This is a genomic window from Legionella pneumophila subsp. pascullei (assembly GCF_900637585.1).
GTDB lineage: Bacteria > Pseudomonadota > Gammaproteobacteria > Legionellales > Legionellaceae > Legionella > Legionella pascullei.
Map to the genome: position 1 here is coordinate 60,719 of NZ_LR134380.1, position 21,558 is coordinate 82,276.

The window sequence follows — 21,558 nt, forward strand, 5'->3', positions numbered from 1 at the left end:
TCGCAACGAGACATGGCAAAAATCAACTACAAATCATGAATAACCCAAACATTTGGTTCAATGTATATTCCGATATCCTCTTCTTTATTGATGGTTACAGGATTCAATCCGCCTTTAACAAGATATTGGCCAGTTTGAGGCAATGGATGGCCGAGCCATTGTTCCCACTGAGCAATATTCGCTGTGATCATACGTGATTGCTGGCATGGATAAGCTATTTTTCCTCCCAGTTGTGCATGAACTCTTAACCAAGGATCAAAAATAGTATTATCCACTCTTTTCCACTTCAAATAATCCTCTATGGAAATAAGAGGGTAGTTTTCTTTTTGGCTAGGTCTGGCTGGCACTATCAGAGCTTTATGTTGAGCCTCGTGTGCACTTGCTTTTAACCGATTCAATAAGAGTTTGCTTAACCCAAGTCTTTGGTATGCTGGATTCACAGTCACTGATACAGCAGCAAGATAATTTGATGGGTTGGGTATTGTAGATTCCAGATAAGACAGGACCCAATTTAATCCTTCTTGTGGCAAATTATCCAGTGATTGATCAAATGCCACAGGCAAGGAATTAATAATCGCAACTACCTCACCATTATAGTGAGATAGCCACTGATATAAAGGATAATGACTGTACAACTTAAGAATATGATCTTTTTTAATGCGTTGATAATCAGGCCAAATCTTTTGCCGCAAATGTAGAATTTTCTCTATCCAGTTTTCTTGTATCTTGCCGGTTAGCCATGTGAGTTTATTGAGCATGAGTTTGTACCCAAAGGTGTTCCTTTGCGTTAATTAAACCAGACCACCAATCTTCCATTATATCGATCGCCGCATACGCGCCATTCAATATTTCTTTTTCTTGGAGAAAAATATTGGGATCAATCTGCTCTTGGGCAAAAGTATGATCCATAAATTTGCCTAACTCATCTTTATGCGCCTGTTCTACTCCATCCAGGTGTAAATCATGGAATTGCTTGATGCGAGAATTCTCAAAATCCAAACCTTTTCTTTGGCAAAGCTCCGCGCCTATTTTTTTAAATAAAATATGCTCAAAAATCGCAGCTGTTTCAGTGGCGTACATGACACCAAGGGTTTTGGATGCATTAATTCCAGTCAAAGTTTCAAGACTCATAAAGAACTGTCTGGTTGCCACATACGGAATCCTGTTTGTTACATCCAGCCCCATTTTTTTTAGTGCATGTCGATACATTTGAGCATGATTTTTTTCTTCATTATAGTTAGCGAGTAATTCTTCGGAAACTCCGGGATCAGAAAGTGACTTTGTTTGGATATGAGAATTCATTAAAAAACGAGTATTGTTTAACGAAAACTGATAATGCTCCATTGTTAACCATTCAAGATAACTCGTCGAAAATTTTTTTAGGTCGCTAAAATAATTTAAAATTTCGGTAGTAAATTGGTTGTTTCTCTTATCCATGTATTCTCTTATCATGAAGCCTCCAGCAAGTATTAAAATCAATTCACTCATTGGGTTTACCATAACTATAAAGATCATATAATAAAAATATTATTTTATAATTATCTTGATAATTTTTAATTATGATAAATTTTTCACAGATCCAGGTATTTATCACAATTGTTGAATCGGGTGGATTTATTGCTGCTGGAGAAAAGATGCACCGTTCACAACCAGCAATAACTAATGCCATAAAAAAATTGGAATCCAGTTTGGGTTTTGAACTGTTTGATAGAGGAGTATACCGCCCACAACTCACCGCGAAAGGTAAAGCTTTTTATCAAAAAGCAAGAGAAGTGGTCGCTCAATTTATTCAATTGGAGAATAGTGCTGAAACATTGAGATCCGGAGTAGAAACACAATTTTCTATAGATCTCGATATTGCTTTACCCTTGGCAGTATATGCTCCGCTTATTCAATCTTTCATAAGACACTATCCCGAAACCTGTTTTTCACTAAGTAACAATACTTTTGTTCGATGTCTTGAGCGTCTGGAAAGAAGAGAGTGTCATTTATGTATAGCTGCAAGCCATATTCGCTCTCCGCAGATAGAATATTTGCGCATGCCTTCCATACGAATGATTCCTGTTGCGAGTAGGGACTATTATGAACAGCATAAAGAACAAATAAATAATCCCAAACTGGGAATATACTGCATGCAAATTATGATAGCTGGCACGCAACAGGAATTATATCAACTCAATATTGATCCATTAAGTAATTCCATGCCCAAATGGTTAGTGGGTGATATGTATATTCGTAAACAACTTATTTTATCGGGTATGGGTATTGGCCGTTTACCTGATCATCTAGTTAAAAAGGAGTTGGCAGAGGGCTCTTTGGTTCAGTTAAATACTAAGGATTATGTAGCGGTTACTATGGATATCTATGCTATGCGGTTAAATAATCAAGAGCACGGCATTGTCTCCAATTATGCCTGGCAATCACTAAAAAATTATGCTGATGACACAGCATCTCTCGATTTGGAATAACCAATCTTTATGTTTGTTTATTAAAACAAGTGGTTTGGTGGATCGAATGTTTGAAAAGCAGGAATTAGTTCATTGACATAAAAGCAAGATACGCCTAAATTTAAATCAAAAAGACATAAAATTGATCCATGGTTGGATATTATAATGATTGATTTTAAAATAAACTCCCAGCCCGATGATGAGTCTTGCGGCCCAACCTGTTTGCATGCCATATACCAATATTATGGCTTGGATATTAGTTATGAAGAGGTGGCGACCCAGGTAGAGCGTTCTTTATCTGGTGGAACATTGGCTCCTATGCTTGGCAAACACGCCTTGCAATTAGGGTTTAACGCCACTCTTTATGTGAATAATTTAGTATTGTATGATCCTACGTGGTTTAATAGCGATGGCTCATCAAATACTAACGTTCTCAGAGAAATGCTCATGCAACAAATGAGGTATAAACGTAACCAGTATCTTGCTCGCGGAACACACGCAGTGCTTGATTTTCTGACTTTGGGGGGCGCTATATATTTTCGTTGCTTGACTGCAGAAATTTTAAAGGAATATTTTGCCAGGCAAATTCCCATATTGGCCGGGCTTAGCTCTACCTATCTGTATAACTGCAGTCGGGAAATATTCAATAATGAAGGCAAATCCAGGAGTGATAATATCCGCGGTCAACCGTGCGGGCATTTCGTTGTTTTATGTGGATACAATCAAAAGCATCGTTTAGTGGTGGTTGCCGATCCTTACAAAACGAATCCTGTATCTGGAGATCACTATTACAATGTGTCCATCCATAGATTGATTAATGCAATCATGCTAGGGGTAGTGACGCGTGATGGTAATTTATTAATTATTGAACCGAAAAACGCGTAGACGAGTTTTTACTTTTAAACGCTTATCACAAACCCGTGCCTGGTACTGAAAACCATGAATCTCATACACTCCTTCGTTCCAGCTACCTTTACGAACAGCTATTGCCCTGCAGCCAAAACAAAATAAATGATTCTGTCTTTCCCGGTACAAGGGTTTCGAATATATGTGGTGTTAACTGAAGTTTATAAAAAAGAGCCATGCAAAGGGTTCGACCAATGCACAGTAACAAAGATCTTCAATGGTGTCTGAATTTGATTTGTTCAAAATCGACGAACTATACTTAAATTGATATGTGCATTGTATTGTCAATTTGAGCTAACAGTGACTAGAAGTAAAGAATTAAAGACGAGAAATAGTTCATTCTTTCAGAATCATTTGAAGGTCTCTGTTGGGAAATTATTGTTCTCAGAGGGAGTGGGCGATTGGTATAAAAAAAAGGGTTATGGAGCTCAGGATGCGGAGAAAGATTTCCTGGCACCATTTGCTGATTTTCTTAATCAACAAAAAAACAATCCTGAAGCCACATATTTTAATGCGTTCCAGAATCTTGAGTTAACATTAAACAGGGTACCCTCTCAATTAGTTTCAGGGGATTCGTGTGAATTGGAAGTGCTGAAATGCGAACCAGAACCGGATTCTCCTCAAAAACCGGGTACTGGTAAACATATTGTATATTTTCCTGGCGCAAATACCTACTATCAAGCATGCTTTCGAGACATTAGCGCTGCAGCAAAAGAAACGGGAGCAACGGTACACGCGCTCAATTTCCCAGGTATTGGAATGAGTACCGGAGAGGTTGTGGATGCTAATGATCTAACAAACGCAGGTATTGCAGTGGTCCTGTCTTTATTAAATCAGGGCGTCAAGCCAGATGATATTGTTTTGCAAGGCGATTGCTTTGGGGCGTCAGTAGCGCTGGAGGTAAAAAATGAGATTGAGAAGCAAGCTGATATAAAAGTACGACTTATAATGAACAATGCATTTAAATCGTTTAAAGCCGCTGTTTCAGACTTAATCGACAGATCTCCTTTAGTTCCTTCAGCATCAAAATCTATTGTTAAAAATTTGCTGGAATTTACCGGATGGAACGTTGCCCCTGGGCAAAAATACATCCATTCAGATCCCTACCAGTGCTATATTCAACATGAAGGGGATCAAACCTTAATCACCGCAACTTTATTCTCCAAGGTGGCTAAATATGCAGAAGAAATAAGGACAGGGAGAACTACATCCCGCTCAAGAGATCCTGTTATTGACAGATGCCCTGAGGAATACAAACCATATCGTGACTTTCTTGATGAGAATTGTTTTGTCAGAGTTAGAGAGTCTGCAAAAAAACGGTTGGCTACTAAATTTGGTGTGGACAGCTGCGGTGAGGTTAATGCTCATTTTGCCGATCTTTGTGAATTAGAAATGTTGGGAGGGCAATCGGTCTATGAAGGATTTATTAATAACTACTTGGTAATGTCAGATAAATACATTAAGGCGCACCCTCAAGTAGACTTAGATCTTGATAAAATTAATTTTCTTTCTTCTAAGAGTTTGGACATTACCCCAAAATGATTCAACGTTGTGCTTATGGGTTTAGAAATTTTGAAAATTACAGATTAAGGGGTATGCCCACCGAGATCAATCACCAGCCCGTATCCCAGGTTTTCATTGTTTTTTCCGATCTGTGGCAGCAAGGTTCTGGGAGCATCAGATACACAATGAATCAGATTTGCAGGCGCATATTGATTATATTCAGTCTGAGTTATTGGATGAGAATTGGGGTGGTGTGGCTGTGAGAGAGGAGTTTGGAGAGTAAATTGATGGTAAAGATAAACCCTGGTCACGGGTTTGGCCCCCCTCCCATGTTTTGCTATTATGTCGAGAGAGTAAGCTCATTGATAAAATCCGGTTAAAGGATAATATCATCCAAACAATCCACAATGGAGGAACAGTATTTTCTCTTCCAGTCCAGTTTCAGTCCGATGATTTAGGACGGATACAGCTTCTTTGGTATGGATATTTGAGTGTTTTAGGTGTTGATCGAGTTCTGGCGCTTGGTTTGTCAGAAAAGATAGTTGCAATCATTGACGAGCTCAAAGATTGGTTATCAATAATTTGATTGCTTTCTATTTTTATGGGTTTAACTTTTCTCAAAGGTCATAAGAATGGGGCAAGGCGAAGAGCTTGTTTCTATACATTTTGTTACTAAAAGTGAGAGTCTATTCCGAGCTTCGGTTAATTCATTAATTTTTAAATTTAGTTTTTCAATACGCCTTTCAGCCATATCTCTTACGCGCTCTCGATCATTTTTAGCATCAAACTCCAATAGTTCTTTTATTTCTTTTAAAGTAAAGCCTGCCTTTTTGGCTAAAAGGATAAACTTTAAGCGACTTATATCATCGTCACCATAACGCCTTATTTTTTCAGCTCCAAGTTCTTTGTTAAGCAACGGAACATGAAGTAGTCCTTGGCGTTGATAATAACGTATGGTTTCAATCCCAACTCCACATAATTTAGCAAATTCACCAATTGTTTTATTATTCATTACTTGACTCCGTACTATAGTACGTACTCTATATTACTATTTATATACCATTAATCATAGAGGATAGAAATGAACAGTACTTCAATTAAAAAAGCAGTTTTGTATCGCATGGTAATAGAGCATCATGTTTGCCCTTATGGTCTCAAATCTAGAGATTTATTAAGACGTCAAGGCTATGAGGTAGAAGATAATTGGTTAACAACCCGCGAACAGGTCGATGCGTTTAAGGATAAACACAATGTAAAAACCACACCTCAAACTTTTATCAACGATGAGCGTATAGGTGGTTATGACGATTTACGACGTTACCTTGGAAAGAAAATAAGAGATCCAAAAGAAAAAAGTTATCGCCCCGTCATTGCGCTGTTCGCGATTACCGCTTTAATGGCGATGGCAGTTAGTTATGCTAGCTTTGGTAACCCGGTTACACCACATGCTTTAAGCTGGTTTATTGCATTTAGCATGGCAGTTCTTGCTTTATTAAAACTACAGAATATCGAAAGCTTCTCAACCATGTTTTTAAACTATGACCTCTTGGCCAAACGCTGGGTTCCTTACAGCTATATTTACCCATTTGCTGAAGGTTTAGCAGGGATATTAATGATTGCAGGAGCGTTAAATTGGCTTTCTATTCCAATTGCCTTATTTATTGGAACTGTAGGTGCTCTTTCAGTTTTTAAAGCCGTTTATATCGACAAGCGCGAGCTTAAATGTGCCTGTGTGGGCGGTGATAGTAACGTACCTTTAGGATTTATTTCTCTCACTGAAAATTTAATGATGATAGGAATGGCTTTATTCATGTTGCTTATGTAATTCAACTAGCAAGCTTAGCCCTGATGAAGTGGAACGAAATCCGGGAGTATGGCTGCGCTTGTATCAGGGCTACACTAGCTTTACACTGTCAACGTATAAAAAGTCGATCATCGAGCTATCGATATCAAGGGTTGTTAAAGTTCTCTTAAGACAGACCTTATATAATGAACATTTTTTATATTTATTCCAGTTCTGCCGATGAGCAAAGAAATCAAGAAGAACCTACAGAACAATAATTCAGCCTTTGTCTACTTGCGTAGCACGGGGCTCGCTACAAACTCTCTGTCGAGCATTCTGCAGTACATGACACGCATCATTGTACTTACGGAAAGCGCGGGCATTGCCCTGGGCATTCTGGGAGTGCTCTTTTCAGTCATTGGTTTTGTAAGCAGTACTATTGCAAGAATACTTGACCCAACAGCCTCTAAATTAAGTCGTGTGATGTCGGCTGGTATTCTCATTGCAGCTGCAGCAGGGGCTATACCACTCATCTATCTGGGAACGTTATTCCCCGCGATGTGGGTATATCTTGGTATAGGCATTATGGGGTTTGGCATACTTAATTCGTCATACTACCTTTATTCGGACGTGCGTAAGGAAAATGCACTCATAAATCAGTATAAAGATAACCCTGAACAATATGTGGAAAGCATTAAAGAAAAGCGACAAGCCAAGTACGAAAAACTTCTCAACACGCGGCTCGACGATAAGCAAGCACGAGTGCTGCTAGTTTTCAAGCTTTACCAACTTGACAAGAAATTAGCCTTTGCTAAACAAGAGGGGCCAGCTAGACTTTACGACATCGTATGCCATCGCAAGCACACCCGTAGTCTGGAGAGATTTATTGACCTTGGCACTTCTCTTACAAGCCTTATTGTTGGGGTGTCAGGCCTGTTTTGGGGAATCGCTGCCTGGCCAATTGGCCCCATATTGCTCGGTATATCTTTGGCTGTATTTGCTGTAAGCCTATCAAAGTCAGCGATACAGTTTTATAGAAAAGTTAATAAAAACAATGCGCTTTTAAAAGAAGTTCTCTCAAATGATAGATACATATCACTTATTGATGCGAATCTGGATAACCATTATGACATCCAAGAGACAGGCACTGTGCAAAAAACACAAGAGAAGGTTTTTACGCATGAGCTTTCACAAGAGTATGCGCTCTCGAAAGACCCTCCACATAAAGAACATTATACCAAACTCTTCCAGCCTGTGAATAAAACTGCTCTCAGGTCAAACGATGAAGAGATGGATGAGCTAAGCTGGCTATTTAGGAATTAGACGGTTTTATTGTAGCATCCTTGAATTGCATAAAAGGGATTCGTGAAGATGATGGAGCCTGGAGAAATAATTTATTGAGCGCTTGTGGCGGATTTTGTCTTTTGGGTAGTGAAAAGCAAAAGGCAAGACCTGACCCTCTAGCTCTTTGCCTTATAACGGTTGATTTGCCCCCTTCTTCGAGCATTACAGCATTGCTGGGTGTCAACTTTGAGTGAGCCGCTCGACCAACACTAAACTCAAAACAGGGCAAATATAGTTATTTTAGCCTTAATTCCGTTATTGTATTAAGTCATAAGCGGCAGGTTTGTTTTTTAGACATTCGGCGTCCAATTACATGTCTCATAAGTGACATTTGAGCGTCTGAGAAGTTCGAAACAATTATCTTTTCTTTAAATTGACTAGCACCAAGTGTTTCTGCAAGTTTGCCAATTACTTCATCAGCAACAGATGGGGTAAAATTTACATCAGCTAAATTAATCTCGATCGACTGATATTTATTTAAACATTCAATAATAAGCTCAAAAGCTTTAGCTGCATTGGAGCGAGAAGAATTGCTATTTACCAAATCTTTAAGTTGAATTTTAAAAGAAGTCTTCATCACTATACCCCTCAGCCATAGGCCAACTATCATATATAGATTTACTATCCAGTGGCTCATCAATTTTCCATTCTAATACAAGTATAGTCCCATTCCATTGAGAATTAATTGTACTTTGGAGTTCTTTGTTATCTTTTGAGCAAACGTATATTTCATTACCAGAAGCTAAAATATAGGTGCCTTTTGCTTGTATCATTAAATCTTTAGCTAGCGTTAGTCCATATCCGGAATGATCATTCTGTGGTTTACTTGTTACGCCGTACTCTGAAGCAATTTTACATGAATTTTCATTTTCTAAACGGGCAATCAATTGTTTATTTTCAATTAAAGAACTTCTAATACCTATTCCAGCATCAGCAATTGCAACTTGAATTAGTTTACCTTTAGGCCAGCTTTGAGCACAAACTAAGCACGGTAAGTTTGAGTTAGCTTTAGCATGATCAAAAAAATTATTTATCAACTCAGTCAAGCAAATGGTTAAGGATTCACGGATTTGTTTTGATGCAGTATTTAGTATAATTTTGGTTAATTCATCTGTAATATGCGAAACCTCTTGTTGATTATCAAGAAAAGCTTTAACTGGTAGAAATTTTCCAGTATTTTTATTTTCTGAAACATTGCAAGGTGGTAATAAATCTATAGCATCCCATAATTTCATTCTTGCAGCATATTGCATCAGATCTTCTGGTAGCTGCATAGCCTCCCAACCTGCTTTTTTTACAGCTAACCCAATAGTAACAAAATGAAACGGCTTTAGAAAACTGGGGCATGAACAGCTACCCGTTGAAATTTTTTCTAATTGGTCAAGCCATTGGGTTACTTCTGTTTGTTGGATGTTTTGCATTTAATGGCCTAAAAGAAAATACACTATAAATTATAGAGGGTGTAATCTGAATTTTAAAATCGGTACCAAAACTGGTACCAAGCTTCAGGAAGGAAAAACTTGGAATTCGCCAAAACCCAGACTAGGATTGGCTCCCCGGACAAGACTCGAACTTGTGACCTAATGATTAACAGTCATCCGCTCTACCGACTGAGCTACCGGGGAATTGAGGCGGAATCTTAAAACGATTCCGCGAGAGAATCAAGAGGTTTTTAATATATTTTTTAACTGCAGAAACGTTGTAATCGGTTCAAGGCATCTTTCAGGGTGTCAATCCCGGTGGCGAAGGATATTCTAATGCAGCCTTCTGTGCCGAAAGCGGAGCCTGGAACCAGTGCTACACCTACTTCATTCAGCAATTTTTCGGAAAATTCGATGTCATTGGCGTAACCTCGTTTTTCGATAATCGCCTGCACACTGGGAAAAATGTAGAAAGTTCCGTCGGCGGGGATGACCTCTATGCCATCGATGCTTTGCAATCTATCGGCCACGTAGTCGTGCCTTTGATGGAAGGCGTTGACCATTTCTTCAATGCTTTCATTGCTGCCATTCAAAGCGGCTACGGCCGCTCTTTGGGCTATGGAGCAGGGGTTGGATGTGGATTGGGATTGAATGGTTTTCATTGCATTGATTAATGGCGCAGGGCCTGCCGCATAGCCTATCCGCCAGCCTGTCATGGCATAAGCTTTGGACACGCCATTTAATACGATCGTTCTGTCATATAATTCAGGGCAGGCATTGAGTATATTTGTAAAAGCTTGACTCCAGAGAATATGTTCGTACATATCATCCGTGGCAATCAGTATCTGTGGATGTTTTTTCAAGACCTCACCCAATTCTTTTAACTCCTGCTGAGTGTAGGCTATTCCAGAGGGGTTGGAAGGGCTGTTCAGGAAAATCATTCGTGTTTTTGGAGTGATGGCTTGCTCCAATTGTTGTGCATTGATTTTATAACGCTGCGCGGGAGTCGTTTCAATGATGACAGGAACACCGTCGGCGAGCAAAACCATGTCAGGATAGGATACCCAATAAGGAGCAGGGATGATGACTTCATCGCCCGGGTTAAGATAAGCTTGGCAGAGGTTATAACAGCTTTGTTTTCCCCCTACGGAGACTAATATCTGATTTAGTTGATAATCCAGTTCATTGTCTCTTTTGAATTTATTTTTAACGGCTTCTTTTAGTTCGACTATCCCGTCTACAGCAGTGTATTTCGTGTCCCCTGCTTCAATAGCAGCGATGGCGGCTAGCTTTATATGTTGAGGCGTGTCAAAATCAGGTTCACCAGTTCCAAGGCCAATAATGTCAAGCCCTTGGGCTTTCATCTGTGCTGCTTTTGCGGCTACGGCAAGGGTAGGTGAGGGTTTTACTTTTTGTACACGCTTTGCCAATGCGATATCCATCTGTTGCTCCTGTGAATTATAGGGGTACTAGCATATAATATAAAATATGAAAGACTTATTTAAAATTTACTCAAATTACCAACCTGCCGGTGATCAACCTACAGCGATAGCCTCTTTAATTGATGGTCTTGAATCTGGTTTAGCCAAACAAACATTATTAGGCGTTACCGGTTCTGGTAAAACATTTACTATAGCTCATGTGATTCAAGCCATGAAAAGACCCACATTGATCATGGCACCGAACAAAACGCTTGCGGCTCAACTTTATGGCGAGTTTAAAGCCTATTTTCCTGATAATGCCGTAGAATATTTCGTTTCCTACTACGATTATTATCAGCCCGAAGCGTATGTCCCTGCTTCAGATACGTTTATAGAAAAGGATGCCTCCATTAATGAACACATAGAGCAGATGCGCTTGTCCGCAACCAAAGCGTTGATTGAACGCAAGGATGCCATTATTGTAGCGACGGTTTCTGCCATTTATGGATTGGGCGACCCGGATTCCTATTTGCGTATGTTATTACATCTCTCCCGTGGAGAACAATCCGATCAGCGTAAAATTTTAAAGCGTCTTGCGGAAATGCAGTACACACGAACCAATCTCAGTCTTGAGCGGGGTCAATTCCGCGTGCATGGTGATGTCATTGATATTTTCCCGGCTGATTCTGAGAAGGAAGCGATAAGAATTGAGCTTTTTGATGATGAGGTTGATAATATTGCCCGTTTTGATCCTTTAACAGGAGAAATTTTACAGCGATTGCCCCGTGTCACGATTTTTCCTAAAACACATTATGTCACTCCAAGAGAACGTATTTTAGAAACGGTAGAAAAAGTAAAAGTAGAGCTACAGGAAAGACTGGCTGAATTGAATGCTCAAAATAAGTTGGTGGAAGCCCAGCGTTTGGAGCAAAGAACTTGTTTTGATATTGAGATGATGTTGGAGTTGGGTTATTGTTCAGGCATTGAAAATTATTCTCGTTATTTATCCAACCGCGAAGCCGGTGAAGCGCCACCTACTCTTTTTGATTATCTCCCACCCGATGCCTTGCTAATTATCGATGAATCGCATGTTACTGTTCCTCAAATAGGTGGAATGTATCGCGGAGACAGGGCGCGCAAGGAAACATTGGTTAATTATGGATTTCGATTGCCTTCTGCCTTGGATAATAGACCGTTACGTTTTGAAGAGTTTGAAGAACGTTCGCCACAGACTATTTATATTTCAGCGACACCAGGGCCTTATGAGCAGGAACATTCAGATAATGTGGCTGAGCAAGTGGTAAGACCCACCGGTTTGATTGATCCCGAGGTGGAAATCAGGCCGGTGAAAACTCAGGTCGATGATCTCATGTCTGAAATCAGGCAGGTGATCGCTCAAGGCAGCCGTATTCTTGTAACGACATTAACCAAACGTATGGCAGAGGATTTGACAGAGTACCTAAGTGAGCACGGGATCAAGGTGCGCTATTTGCATTCTGATGTCGATACGGTTGAGCGCATGGAAATTATTCGTGATTTGCGTTTGGGTGAGTTTGATGTTCTGGTGGGAATTAATTTATTGCGTGAAGGTCTTGATATGCCAGAAGTTGCTCTTGTCGCTATTTTAGACGCGGACAAGGAAGGTTTTTTACGCTCGGAGCGCTCTTTAATCCAAACGATCGGCCGCGCGGCACGTAATGTGAAGGGACGAGCTATTTTGTATGCAGATACCATTACTGGTTCGATGCAAAGAGCATTGACGGAAACAGAGAGACGACGTGAAAAACAAAAAGCATTCAATTTGGAACATGGCATTACTCCCAAGGGTATTAATAAATCGATTGAGGATATTTTGGAAGGTGCCTATATAGGCAAACGAAAAACAGTGGTTGCTGAAAAAGCTCCCCAATATGCTCATTGGTCTCCCCAGGAACTGGTAAAACAAATTAATGCGCTGGAAAAACAAATGTATTCTCATGCTCAAAACATGGAATTTGAATTGGCAGCTAAAATTCGGGATGAATACCTGCTATTAAAAGAGCAGTTGATGAAGATATAACCCGATGGGTACCGGATTTTGAACCCTTAGGTTCAAGTGGGCAGCGAATGCATCGGTTCAGGCTTCCCACTCTAATGGTGGGCTTGCTCAACGCCGATAACAGGATGCTTCCCTGGCTGTGAGTGTTGGTTCTAAAATCACTCGCCATCGGGTTAATTAGATTATAACACTAACCTGGTTTCTATACCTAGAAAAACTCCCTGCGATAAAACATTTGTTATTTTTTCTTTAGACTATACTAATCATTAAGTATTCCATTTTAATCAGTTTCTTGTAGGGCATTGAAGCTGGAATAAACGAGTTGAGGAATTAAGAATTAGCCTGTTGACAGGCATAAGGGAATTACTGTTAATCCATGAATATTAAATCTAATTTGGCACATAGCTCCGTTATCCTGAAGGGTCATGTCAATCGATATGCTTTTTTGGGATTGCTTATTTCTGTTGGCAGTATCTTGATTGCGAGTTGCATTGTTTCCTATCAACTGACTGGAGCTGTGAGTTTAGGAGGATTTATTCAGGCTCAAAGATCTAACCCGGCAATTTGGATTCTTGATTTAACTCCCTTTATGTTTGTGTATTGGGGACAAGCATTTTGTTATGGATTGGTTAATAAAGCGGAAAGTTTACTGGTTGATAAAACCAAAGAGCTTTTAAATCTCAGTGGGAATCTGGAATTAAAACTCAAATATGAAAGTAATCACGATAGCTTGACCAATTTGCCTAACAACCGCTTGTTAAATGAAAAAATACGGCTCGCTATCGAACAATTGGGATCACAAGGTGAGTTAGCCGTTATCGTAATAAAAATTAATGATCTTAATTATAATTTCAGCTCATTTAATACCAATAATATCGTAAAGCAATTTGCTGAAAAATTAAAATCGATTTTGATTGATCCTTACCTGCTAAAAGCGTCTCTTGGAATTAATATGGTCGCAAGATTGCAAAGTGATGAATTTGCCATATTAATGCCAAGACTTAAAAAGGATTTGGATATTGATGAGCTATTAGTTCATCTGCTTACCTTGCTAAATACCAACCTGATAGTGGATGGAATTAGTATCAATGTGACACCTATCCTTGGTGTTGCCATCTATCCTATTCACGGAGAGGAAGATGATGTTTTAGTAAACCATGCCCTTATTGCAGTTTACCAGGCACGAAAAGAAAACAAATCTCATGCGGTTTACAGTCCTGAAATGGAAGAGGATCTTGTACATAACCGGATTGTGATAAATGAACTGCAGAGGTCCATTGAAAATAAAGACTTAAAAATTTATTACCAACCTATAGTTGAATTAGCTAATGGCAAAATTGTGGGTGCTGAGTCATTAGTCCGTTTCGAACATCCTGAATTAGGTTTATTAAGTGCAGAAAAATTCATGCCTTTAATCGAGGGAACCAGTTTAATTCATAATTTGACAACTCTTATGCTCAAGGAAGTAATAAAGCAATTAGCCGCTTGGCATGATTCTGGACATAAAATATTTGCCTCTGTGAATTTGTCAGTGAATCGTGAGCTGCCTGATTTAATAGAGAAATTATTAAATGATTATGAGATTGCTCCACAATTCTTGAAACTTGAATTTACCGAAAGGACTTGTTTAGCTGATCAGATGGTTACCAAAGAAGTTTTTGAACGATTATCAACCATGGGCATCAAATTATGCATAGATGATTTTTGTAGCGATAACTCTTCCTTTATTCACTTGACTAATTTCCCTATCGATGACATTAAAATTGAGAAATCTTTCGTACTGAAAATAGCAAAAGACACAAAGAAAGCAAAAATTGTAGAGGCTATGGTAAAATTAGCCCAAACATTAGGGTGGCAGCCCCAGGTGGATGGTATCGCTGATCAAAATGCATTGGAAAAATTAAGAGATTTAGGCTGTTTATATGGTCAGGGATTATATTTTTCTCGAGCGGTCAATGCGACTGAATTTACATCGATGCTAAAGCAATGAATCTAGCCACCACGCCCCATTCGTTTTCCCGTTTGGGTTTAGATTGAATACGAATCACAGTGGTGAGATGAAAAGGCTTCTCTGATATTAGAACTTGTCTGGATCAGCGTGTTCCCAGTGGATTTTATAATCATCAGGAATATCGCCATTTAAAAATTGGCCTGGGTTAACGTAAGTATAGATTTGATCAAACGATTTGACTTCATCGACCCCAATTCGTCTCATGATATGGCATGGTTTTAAATCACTAGGGTTATTTAATCCCAAGGCTCCAACCATTTCCAAAAAGCTTTTTATCGTATTATTATGGAAATTGGCGACAAGAAATTTTTTTTCATCAACAACAAGACCATACTGAAGACGTTTCTTTTGGGTAGCAACTCCTGTAGGACAGGTATTGGCATTGCATTGTTTTGATTGAATACATCCTATTGCCATCATCATGGCTCTTGCTGAATTACACATATCAGCTCCAAGAGCAATATTAGTGAGCAAATCAAACCCGTTGGTCACTTTTCCACTGCAAATCACGCGAATTTTATCACGGACACCAGTGCCAACAAGGGCATTATGAACAAAAACCAGGCCGGCTTCCAAAGGCGTTCCTATAAAATTGGTGTATTCAACTGGTGCTGCTCCTGTCCCTCCTTCAGCGCCATCTACTGTAATAAAATCAGGTAAAATATTTGTTTTCAGCATGGCTTTGCAAATAGCCATAAACTCGTGCCGGCGCCCCAGGCAGAGTTTAAAGCCTATAGGTTTACCATCTGAAAGATCACGTAATCTTTTTACAAAATGAAGCAAGCCGACGGGGTTATCAAAAGCGGTATGAGCAATTGGTGACAAAACATCTTTGCCCATGGCTACTTTTCTTACCTTTGCTATTTCTTCAGTTAATTTGGCTGCAGGCAAAATTCCACCATGGGATGGTTTTGCACCCTGAGATAATTTAATCTCTATCATTTTCACTTCATCACGAGAGGCTTCTTTGATAAATTCATTTTCGTCAAAGTTACCTTGGTCGTCTCGACATCCAAAATAAGCCGTACCAATTTGAAAAACAATGTCGCCGCCCTGTAAATGGTAAGGACTTAATCCTCCTTCTCCTGTATTGTGATAAAAGCCTCCAAGTTTTGCTCCCTTGTTTAAGGCCATTATGGCATTAGGTGATAAAGAGCCGAAGCTCATGGCTGATATGTTCAATCGGGAGGCATTGTAAGGTTTTTTACAATCAGGTCCGCCCACATGGATTCTTGGTTCTACTTCACTAGAGTGTTTCGGCGATAGAGAATGGAGCGCCCAGGTGTAACCAACGCTTAGAATATCTCGCTCCGTTCCGAATGGAATGGTGTCTCTCACATTTTTTGCGCGTTGATAAATCATCGAGCGGGTTTCCCTGTTAAACGGAAGCTCGCTTTCGTCCGTGGCGATGAAATACTGTTGAATCTCAGGGCGAAGAAATTCTAAAAAATATCTGACGTGACCTAGTACTGGAAAATTGCGTAAAATGGTGTGTTTTGTTTGCAATACATCATAAATCCACAGGATTATAACAGGTATCAAAAAGGCAAAAAACCAGACAATATCCTGCAGCATGGCAAATATGGCAAAGAGACATAAAAGGATAACTCCAAATCCGATATACCATTGACGTCGCATAGCTAATTCCTTTTAATTGTTTGCTATTAATATCAATAGTATAGGACGGTTTGCCTAGGAATACTTAATTTATCTGCTTATGAATTACTATCCATTTCAGAGCCAACTACTGCTTTATTAATTTTATTTTCCAGAGAAGATATAAATTTTGTCACCTGTAATCGCTGTTGCTCCTGCTCATTTTTACATAGGATTAATTCATGGCCAATGTCCAGAGCAGCAAGCAAAAGGATGTGGAAATTATCCAAATGTTTAAATTTATTTTTGTTATTTTGCATTTTCTCATTAAGTTTTTCTGCGGCGAGTATTAAACTCACTTCTTCGCCATCAGGACATTTGATCTCATAGATTTTATTTAATAATTTTATTTTACAGAGTTTAATATTGGTCATTATTACGCCTTTGTATTTGCACGGTATTAAGCAAATAGTAGCAATTTTGCCTTAATGCGGCAAATTATGAAAATCATAGGTAGTGAGAAAGTCTGGCAGGTGAACACTGATTCTAAATGGGGTATCATTAGCTATCTTTTTAAATAGGGTTAACTATGTCTTTAGATAATGATTCGCTACATTTACCTAAGTACGATGATTTTGTGCAGTCCATTTCTGTTTTAGCATTAACTATGTCCGCTAGCGAATTACACGGGATCATGTGCGGTTATCTATGTGCAGGGGCTGATAGTCAAGGCGAGGCTTACATTCGTGCTTTGTTAAATAACAGGAAAGATGAACAAAGTCGTCATGCCTTGTTATCCATGTTTTCTGTTTTTTCAATTAGTCAGCAACAAATTAATAATTTTGATTTTGAATTTCAAATGTTATTGCCCGATGATAATGAATCTTTGGTTATGCGTGCTCAGGCTTTTAGTGAATGGTGTGAAGGATTTACCCAAGGGTTAACTATTGCGGGAGTTGGAATGGAGCAATTTTATGAAGAGGAATCCCAGGATGCTCTTCAACACCTTATAGAATTCGCAGAGATGGATTGTGAATCGTTGGAAGTAGGTGAGGAAGATGAGCAAGCTCTAATGGAAGTCAGTGAGTATACTCGTATGGCAGTACTTCGATTGCACAGCGATTTGGTTTTGCATGAACGAGAACTTGGAGATTCTGGAACAACCCATTGATCGCAAGTTGGTAAGGTATTGAAGTTATTTGTATTTTTCGTTTTTTAAGGATTGCTCATTTGTTCTATTTATTAAAGTGAAAAGGGAAATTGATATGATAAGCCAACAAGAGTATAAGGCGAGAAGAAAAAAGTTAGCCGCGCAATTGCCCGATGATAGTGTTGCTGTAATACCCGCCGCACACGAAGTGCTGCGCAGTGGAGATACTCATTATCGATTTCGACAGGACAGTGATTTTTATTATTTGACGGGATTTAATGAACCTGATGCTTTGCTGGTCATTATTGCGGGTAAGGATAGCCAAAGTATTTTATTTAATCGCCCAAGAAATCCTGCAGAAGAACAATGGACAGGTAAACGATTAGGTCAGGATGATGCTTTGCAAGAGCTTGGAGTGCAGGCGGCATACCCACTAAGTAGTATTACAGAAGAGCTTCCTAAACTATTCAGCGGAAAATCTGCCATATACTATAACCTCAGTCGTAATTTATCATTGGAAAAAAAAATCAGGTATGTTCTGTCCTCACTAAAAGCTCAGGTGAGGAGAGGTATTAAGGCACCTGAATCTTTATGCGATCTCGAACCTATTCTAAGCGAAATGCGGTTGATTAAAAGTGATGCGGAATTAGAGTTAATGAGACAGGCAGCCAGTATTTCGGTGGCTGCTCATAAACGGGCGATGCAAGTTTGTAAGAAAATGGAATATGAGTATCAACTGGAAGCGGAATTAATTTATGAGTTTAGCCGTCATGGATGTCGTAGTGTAGCTTATGACCCTATCGTGGGTGGTGGCGCCAATGCCTGCATTCTTCATTATACAGAAAATAATAAACCTTTGCGCCGCGGCGATTTGGTGCTCATTGATGCAGGAGGTGAATATGGTAATTATGCGGCAGACATTACCAGAACTTTCCCGGTAAGTGGTACTTTTAGCCCTGAGCAGAAAATCATTTATGAATTGGTATTGAAGTCACAAAAGGCTGGTATAGCAGCGATTAAACCAGGTCTTCCCTGGAATCATATTCAGCAGACTATTATCAGAATTCTTACTGAGGGTCTTTGTGATATAGGAATTTTAAAGGGCGATTTAGAAGAGCTTATTAAAAATGAAGCGTATAAACCTTTTTATATGCATAATTCTGGACATTGGTTAGGATTGGATGTGCATGATGTCGGGCGATATAAAATCAATAATGAGTGGCGTCCTTTAGAGGCTGGGATGGTATTAACAGTTGAACCAGGACTGTATATCAGTGCAGGGATGGAAGGTGTTGACAAACGATGGTGGGATATCGGTGTGCGTATAGAAGATGATATTCTGGTAAGCAGAACAGGATGTGAGGTATTGACTGGTGCCTTGCCTGTTAATGTAGATGATATTGAGGCTTTAATGCGTGGCGAATAAAGAGACTGATATACTGATTATTGGCGGTGGTTTGACTGGTGCAAGCTTATCCCTGGCTCTGCAGGGTTTAGGTTTCACTGTCACGTTAGTAGAATCCAGGCCATACAGTGACAAGGTAAACCCTGATTTTGATGCTCGCTCATTGGCGTTATCACCTGCAAGTCAACGTATACTGGCAATGTTGGGAGTTTGGGAGACTCTCAAGGAATATACAACGCCAATTTATATGATTCATGTCTCTGATCAGCATCGTTTTGGGGTTTCTCGTTTGCATGGCGAGAAAAATAGCCCTCTGGGCTATGTAGTAGAAATGCAATACATTAATAGAGCTTTGAGTATTCTAATCAATAAAGAGTACTTGTTAGCACCAGCTGTTTTAAAATCCATCGATTTTAACAATTCTATTGCTACGGTCACTAATGGTGCCGATATGATTTCTATCCGGGCTCAATTAATTGTCGCGGCTGATGGTACGGAATCGATGACACGCCACCTTTGTAATCTGCCAGTCAAAATAAAAGATTATGATCAAGAGGCCATTGTCGCCAATGTGGGTTTGGTAAAACCACATGGTAATCGTGCTTTTGAGCGGTTTACTCCTAACGGTCCTCTTGCGTTATTGCCTATGATGGATGACAAAATGTCATTGGTGTGGGCATCAAAGCCAAAAGAGACAAAACGCTTAATGATGTTGACTGATGATGATTTTTTGCGCGAGCTGCAAACGGCCTTTGGGTATAGGCTAGGACGATTTGCTAAAGTGGGAAGGCGATACTCTTATCCCCTGAAGCAAGTTTTAATGCCCCAGCAAACCAAATGGCCGGTTGTTTTTGTAGGTAATGCTGCCCACACTTTGCATCCTGTTGCGGGTCAGGGGTTTAACTTGGGTTTAAGAGACGTTGCGACTTTGGCACAATGCATTAGCCAAAAGGGATTAAACCCACAGATGTTAGAGCATTATTTGAAATTACGAGCACATGATCAACAAATGATCACCTGGCTAACAGACGGTTTGATACATCTGTTTACCAGTCGTTTACCCGGTATGGGAATAGCGCGTAACCTTGGGTTGCTGGCACTGGATAATATGCCGGCATTAAAAAATTTATTAGCACGATATGCCCGTGGTTTTGGCGGAATTACTCCTGATTTGGTTTGTGAAATTGCATTGAGCGCAGGGGAACTTCAATGATCCAACATTTTGATGTGCTTGTTATTGGAGGTGGAGTTGTAGGTCTGACTGCAGCCTTAGCCATGGCTCAACGTCATTATACCGTCGCTGTTATCGATGCAGGAACATTGATGGTCAATACAGACAGTAGTGACTTGCGTGTTTATGCCATCAATAAAGCATCAAAAATGCTACTAAGTGAATTAGGCGTGTGGCAACACCTGGATGATTCTCGCGTCGCTCCTTATAATAAAATGCATGTCTGGGATGGTCTGAGTGGAGCTTATATTGACTTTGATTCTCGTAGTATTGCTGAGCCAAATTTAGGGGCAATTATTGAAGAATCTATCTTAAAACAAGCTCTTTTGCGCCAAATATCATTGGAATCTAACATTAGTTTATTTCCTCAAAGTGCAATAGATGAGGTGTTTAATTTAGAGCAGAGTATCAAAATTTCTAGCCAAGATACTTCCTGGGAAGGACAGTTATTGATGATAGCTGATGGAGCTAACTCCCCAATGCGTCATAAGCTCAAGGTGGATTTAACCAGTTGGTCGTATGAGCAACAAGCGATAGTTGCGACCATAAATAGTGAGAAATCGCATCGAAATACTGCTTTTCAAGTATTTAATCCTGATGGGCCGTTGGCGTTTTTGCCATTATCTAATCCCAATCAATGTTCTATCGTATGGTCAACTCATCCTGATAACGCAATGCGCTTGAAATTACTTGATGATAATGAATTTAGCAGGGAATTGACTAAAGCATTTGGAAGTCAGCTAGGGCAAATAAAGGTGATAAGTCGTCGTCATCAATTTCCTTTACAAATGAGACATGTCAAGCAATATATAGGATATCGCTGGTTACTGCTGGGTGATGCAGCTCATACTATTCATCCCTTAGCAGGCCTTGGGCTAAATGTTGGCCTGGCTGATGTGAAAAGCTGGTTAAACTGTCTGGAAATGAGTAGAAGAGAATTGACCTCAAATAAAATATTGAGGGCTTACCAAAGAGAACGAAAGCATTCTGTTTGGCAAATTGTTTTACTTATGGAAGGATTTAAAAGATTATTTGGAACCTCAGCATCCCCTATTACCTCATTACGCAGCCTCGGATTGCGAGCATGCAATGAATTGACCCCGATTAAGCGATTATTTATTCGCCATGCTGGCGGTTTATAAGTAATTTTTTACCAAAATAAGTCATTTTTTTTTGCAATAGAGATGTTGCTTAATTTTTAGTTAATAATTGGTGTGTATAATTTTTTTTGCTAACCTAAAAAACTCTCCGAGGTTTTTAAATCACTTATTCTTATTTCTGAAGTTTTTTAGGTTACCTATC

21 protein-coding genes, 1 tRNA gene and 1 other RNA gene are annotated in these 21,558 nt (G+C 39.5%); 12 read left to right on the forward strand and 11 right to left on the reverse strand.

Translation table 11 applies throughout. The features are described from left to right. Positions 1-26: 26 nt before the first annotated feature. Positions 27-758 (reverse strand): transferase, encoded by a 732-nt coding sequence (locus EL201_RS00275; protein WP_027223161.1) that lies wholly within the window; start codon positions 756-758, stop codon positions 27-29. Further along, complete coding sequence (locus tag EL201_RS00280; protein WP_027223162.1) at positions 748-1,452, reverse strand: DUF3865 domain-containing protein; 705 nt, start codon at positions 1,450-1,452, stop codon at positions 748-750. The genes EL201_RS00275 and EL201_RS00280 overlap by 11 nt, the downstream gene beginning before the upstream one ends. A gap of 107 nt (positions 1,453-1,559) precedes the next feature. On the opposite strand from EL201_RS00280, the gene EL201_RS00285 reads away from it, so the two are divergent. From EL201_RS00285 to sdbB, 3 genes are all read left to right on the forward strand, one after another. Further along, entirely contained in the window at positions 1,560-2,468 is a 909-nt protein-coding gene (locus EL201_RS00285; RefSeq protein ID WP_027223163.1) for a LysR family transcriptional regulator, read from the forward strand. A 144-nt stretch (positions 2,469-2,612) separates the two neighbouring features. Beyond that, on the forward strand, positions 2,613-3,332 hold the full coding sequence (locus tag EL201_RS00290; RefSeq protein ID WP_027223164.1) for a C39 family peptidase: 720 nt from the start codon (positions 2,613-2,615) through the stop codon (positions 3,330-3,332). Between the two features lie 321 nt (positions 3,333-3,653). Then, complete coding sequence (gene sdbB, locus EL201_RS00295) at positions 3,654-4,895, forward strand: Dot/Icm T4SS effector alpha/beta hydrolase (RefSeq protein ID WP_027223165.1); 1,242 nt, start codon at positions 3,654-3,656, stop codon at positions 4,893-4,895. A gap of 44 nt (positions 4,896-4,939) precedes the next feature. Here the strand turns inward: sdbB and EL201_RS00300 are convergent, their stop codons facing one another. Together EL201_RS00300 and EL201_RS00310 are read right to left on the reverse strand one after the other, a co-directional pair. Further along, positions 4,940-5,167 carry a hypothetical protein gene (locus EL201_RS00300; RefSeq protein ID WP_027223166.1) on the reverse strand — a complete coding sequence of 76 codons (228 nt, stop codon included), beginning with the start codon at positions 5,165-5,167 and terminating at the stop codon, positions 4,940-4,942. A 296-nt stretch (positions 5,168-5,463) separates the two neighbouring features. After that, a complete protein-coding gene (locus EL201_RS00310; protein WP_027223167.1) occupies positions 5,464-5,868 on the reverse strand; it encodes a MerR family transcriptional regulator in 405 nt (134 codons plus the stop codon). 69 nt (positions 5,869-5,937) lie between these two features. Between EL201_RS00310 and EL201_RS00315 the strand changes: the two genes are divergently transcribed. From EL201_RS00315 to EL201_RS00325, 3 genes are all read left to right on the forward strand, one after another. After that, positions 5,938-6,681, forward strand: a complete 744-nt coding sequence (locus EL201_RS00315) for a glutaredoxin family protein (RefSeq protein ID WP_027223168.1) — start codon at positions 5,938-5,940, stop codon at positions 6,679-6,681. Positions 6,682-6,879: 198 nt separating this feature from the next. Next, a complete protein-coding gene (ceg2, locus tag EL201_RS00320; RefSeq protein ID WP_027223169.1) occupies positions 6,880-7,962 on the forward strand; it encodes a lpg0059 family Dot/Icm T4SS effector in 1,083 nt (360 codons plus the stop codon). Between the two features lie 20 nt (positions 7,963-7,982). Then, on the forward strand, positions 7,983-8,177 hold the full coding sequence (locus EL201_RS00325) for a hypothetical protein (RefSeq protein WP_027223170.1): 195 nt from the start codon (positions 7,983-7,985) through the stop codon (positions 8,175-8,177). Between the two features lie 74 nt (positions 8,178-8,251). Here EL201_RS00325 and EL201_RS00330 read toward each other — a convergent pair whose 3' ends face one another. The 4 genes from EL201_RS00330 to EL201_RS00345 all read right to left on the reverse strand — a co-directional run bounded on the left by EL201_RS00330 (position 8,252) and on the right by EL201_RS00345 (position 10,846). Then, on the reverse strand, positions 8,252-8,560 hold the full coding sequence (locus EL201_RS00330) for an STAS-like domain-containing protein (protein WP_027223171.1): 309 nt from the start codon (positions 8,558-8,560) through the stop codon (positions 8,252-8,254). Next, on the reverse strand, positions 8,544-9,404 hold the full coding sequence (locus tag EL201_RS00335) for a hypothetical protein (protein ID WP_027223172.1): 861 nt from the start codon (positions 9,402-9,404) through the stop codon (positions 8,544-8,546). Before EL201_RS00335 ends, EL201_RS00330 begins: the two co-directional genes overlap by 17 nt. A gap of 128 nt (positions 9,405-9,532) precedes the next feature. Further along, positions 9,533-9,608, reverse strand: a tRNA-Asn gene (locus tag EL201_RS00340). A gap of 59 nt (positions 9,609-9,667) precedes the next feature. Then, a complete protein-coding gene (locus EL201_RS00345) occupies positions 9,668-10,846 on the reverse strand; it encodes a pyridoxal phosphate-dependent aminotransferase (protein WP_027223173.1) in 1,179 nt (392 codons plus the stop codon). Between the two features lie 46 nt (positions 10,847-10,892). Here EL201_RS00345 and uvrB point away from each other — a divergent pair, with 46 nt between their 5' ends. Beyond that, a complete protein-coding gene (gene uvrB, locus EL201_RS00350; RefSeq protein ID WP_027223174.1) occupies positions 10,893-12,884 on the forward strand; it encodes an excinuclease ABC subunit UvrB in 1,992 nt (663 codons plus the stop codon). Here uvrB and ssrS read toward each other — a convergent pair. Next, a non-coding RNA gene (gene ssrS / locus EL201_RS00355) (6S RNA) lies at positions 12,879-13,041 on the reverse strand. The two genes, uvrB and ssrS, sit on opposite strands and share 6 nt — an antisense overlap. 198 nt (positions 13,042-13,239) lie before the next feature. Between ssrS and EL201_RS00360 the strand changes: the two genes are divergently transcribed. Continuing rightward, positions 13,240-14,853 (forward strand): putative bifunctional diguanylate cyclase/phosphodiesterase, encoded by a 1,614-nt coding sequence (locus EL201_RS00360; RefSeq protein WP_027223175.1) that lies wholly within the window; start codon positions 13,240-13,242, stop codon positions 14,851-14,853. An 87-nt stretch (positions 14,854-14,940) separates the two neighbouring features. Here the strand turns inward: EL201_RS00360 and EL201_RS00365 are convergent, their stop codons facing one another. Continuing rightward, the gene (locus EL201_RS00365; protein WP_027223176.1) at positions 14,941-16,512 is read right to left on the reverse strand and encodes an FMN-binding glutamate synthase family protein; all 1,572 of its coding nucleotides are present in this window, start codon (positions 16,510-16,512) and stop codon (positions 14,941-14,943) included. 77 nt (positions 16,513-16,589) lie between these two features. After that, positions 16,590-16,904: a cell division protein ZapA gene (locus EL201_RS00370; RefSeq protein WP_027223177.1), complete on the reverse strand. Its 315-nt coding sequence runs from the start codon at positions 16,902-16,904 to the stop codon at positions 16,590-16,592. Between the two features lie 155 nt (positions 16,905-17,059). Between EL201_RS00370 and EL201_RS00375 the strand changes: the two genes are divergently transcribed. The 4 genes from EL201_RS00375 to EL201_RS00390 all read left to right on the forward strand — a co-directional run bounded on the left by EL201_RS00375 (position 17,060) and on the right by EL201_RS00390 (position 21,398). After that, positions 17,060-17,641: a UPF0149 family protein gene (locus EL201_RS00375; protein ID WP_027223178.1), complete on the forward strand. Its 582-nt coding sequence runs from the start codon at positions 17,060-17,062 to the stop codon at positions 17,639-17,641. A 94-nt stretch (positions 17,642-17,735) separates the two neighbouring features. Beyond that, on the forward strand, positions 17,736-19,046 hold the full coding sequence (pepP, locus tag EL201_RS00380; RefSeq protein ID WP_027223179.1) for a Xaa-Pro aminopeptidase: 1,311 nt from the start codon (positions 17,736-17,738) through the stop codon (positions 19,044-19,046). Then, complete coding sequence (gene ubiH, locus EL201_RS00385; protein ID WP_027223180.1) at positions 19,036-20,238, forward strand: 2-octaprenyl-6-methoxyphenyl hydroxylase; 1,203 nt, start codon at positions 19,036-19,038, stop codon at positions 20,236-20,238. The genes pepP and ubiH overlap by 11 nt, the downstream gene beginning before the upstream one ends. Further along, a complete protein-coding gene (locus tag EL201_RS00390; protein ID WP_027223181.1) occupies positions 20,235-21,398 on the forward strand; it encodes an FAD-dependent oxidoreductase in 1,164 nt (387 codons plus the stop codon). The genes ubiH and EL201_RS00390 overlap by 4 nt, the downstream gene beginning before the upstream one ends. Positions 21,399-21,558: the final 160 nt, after the last annotated feature.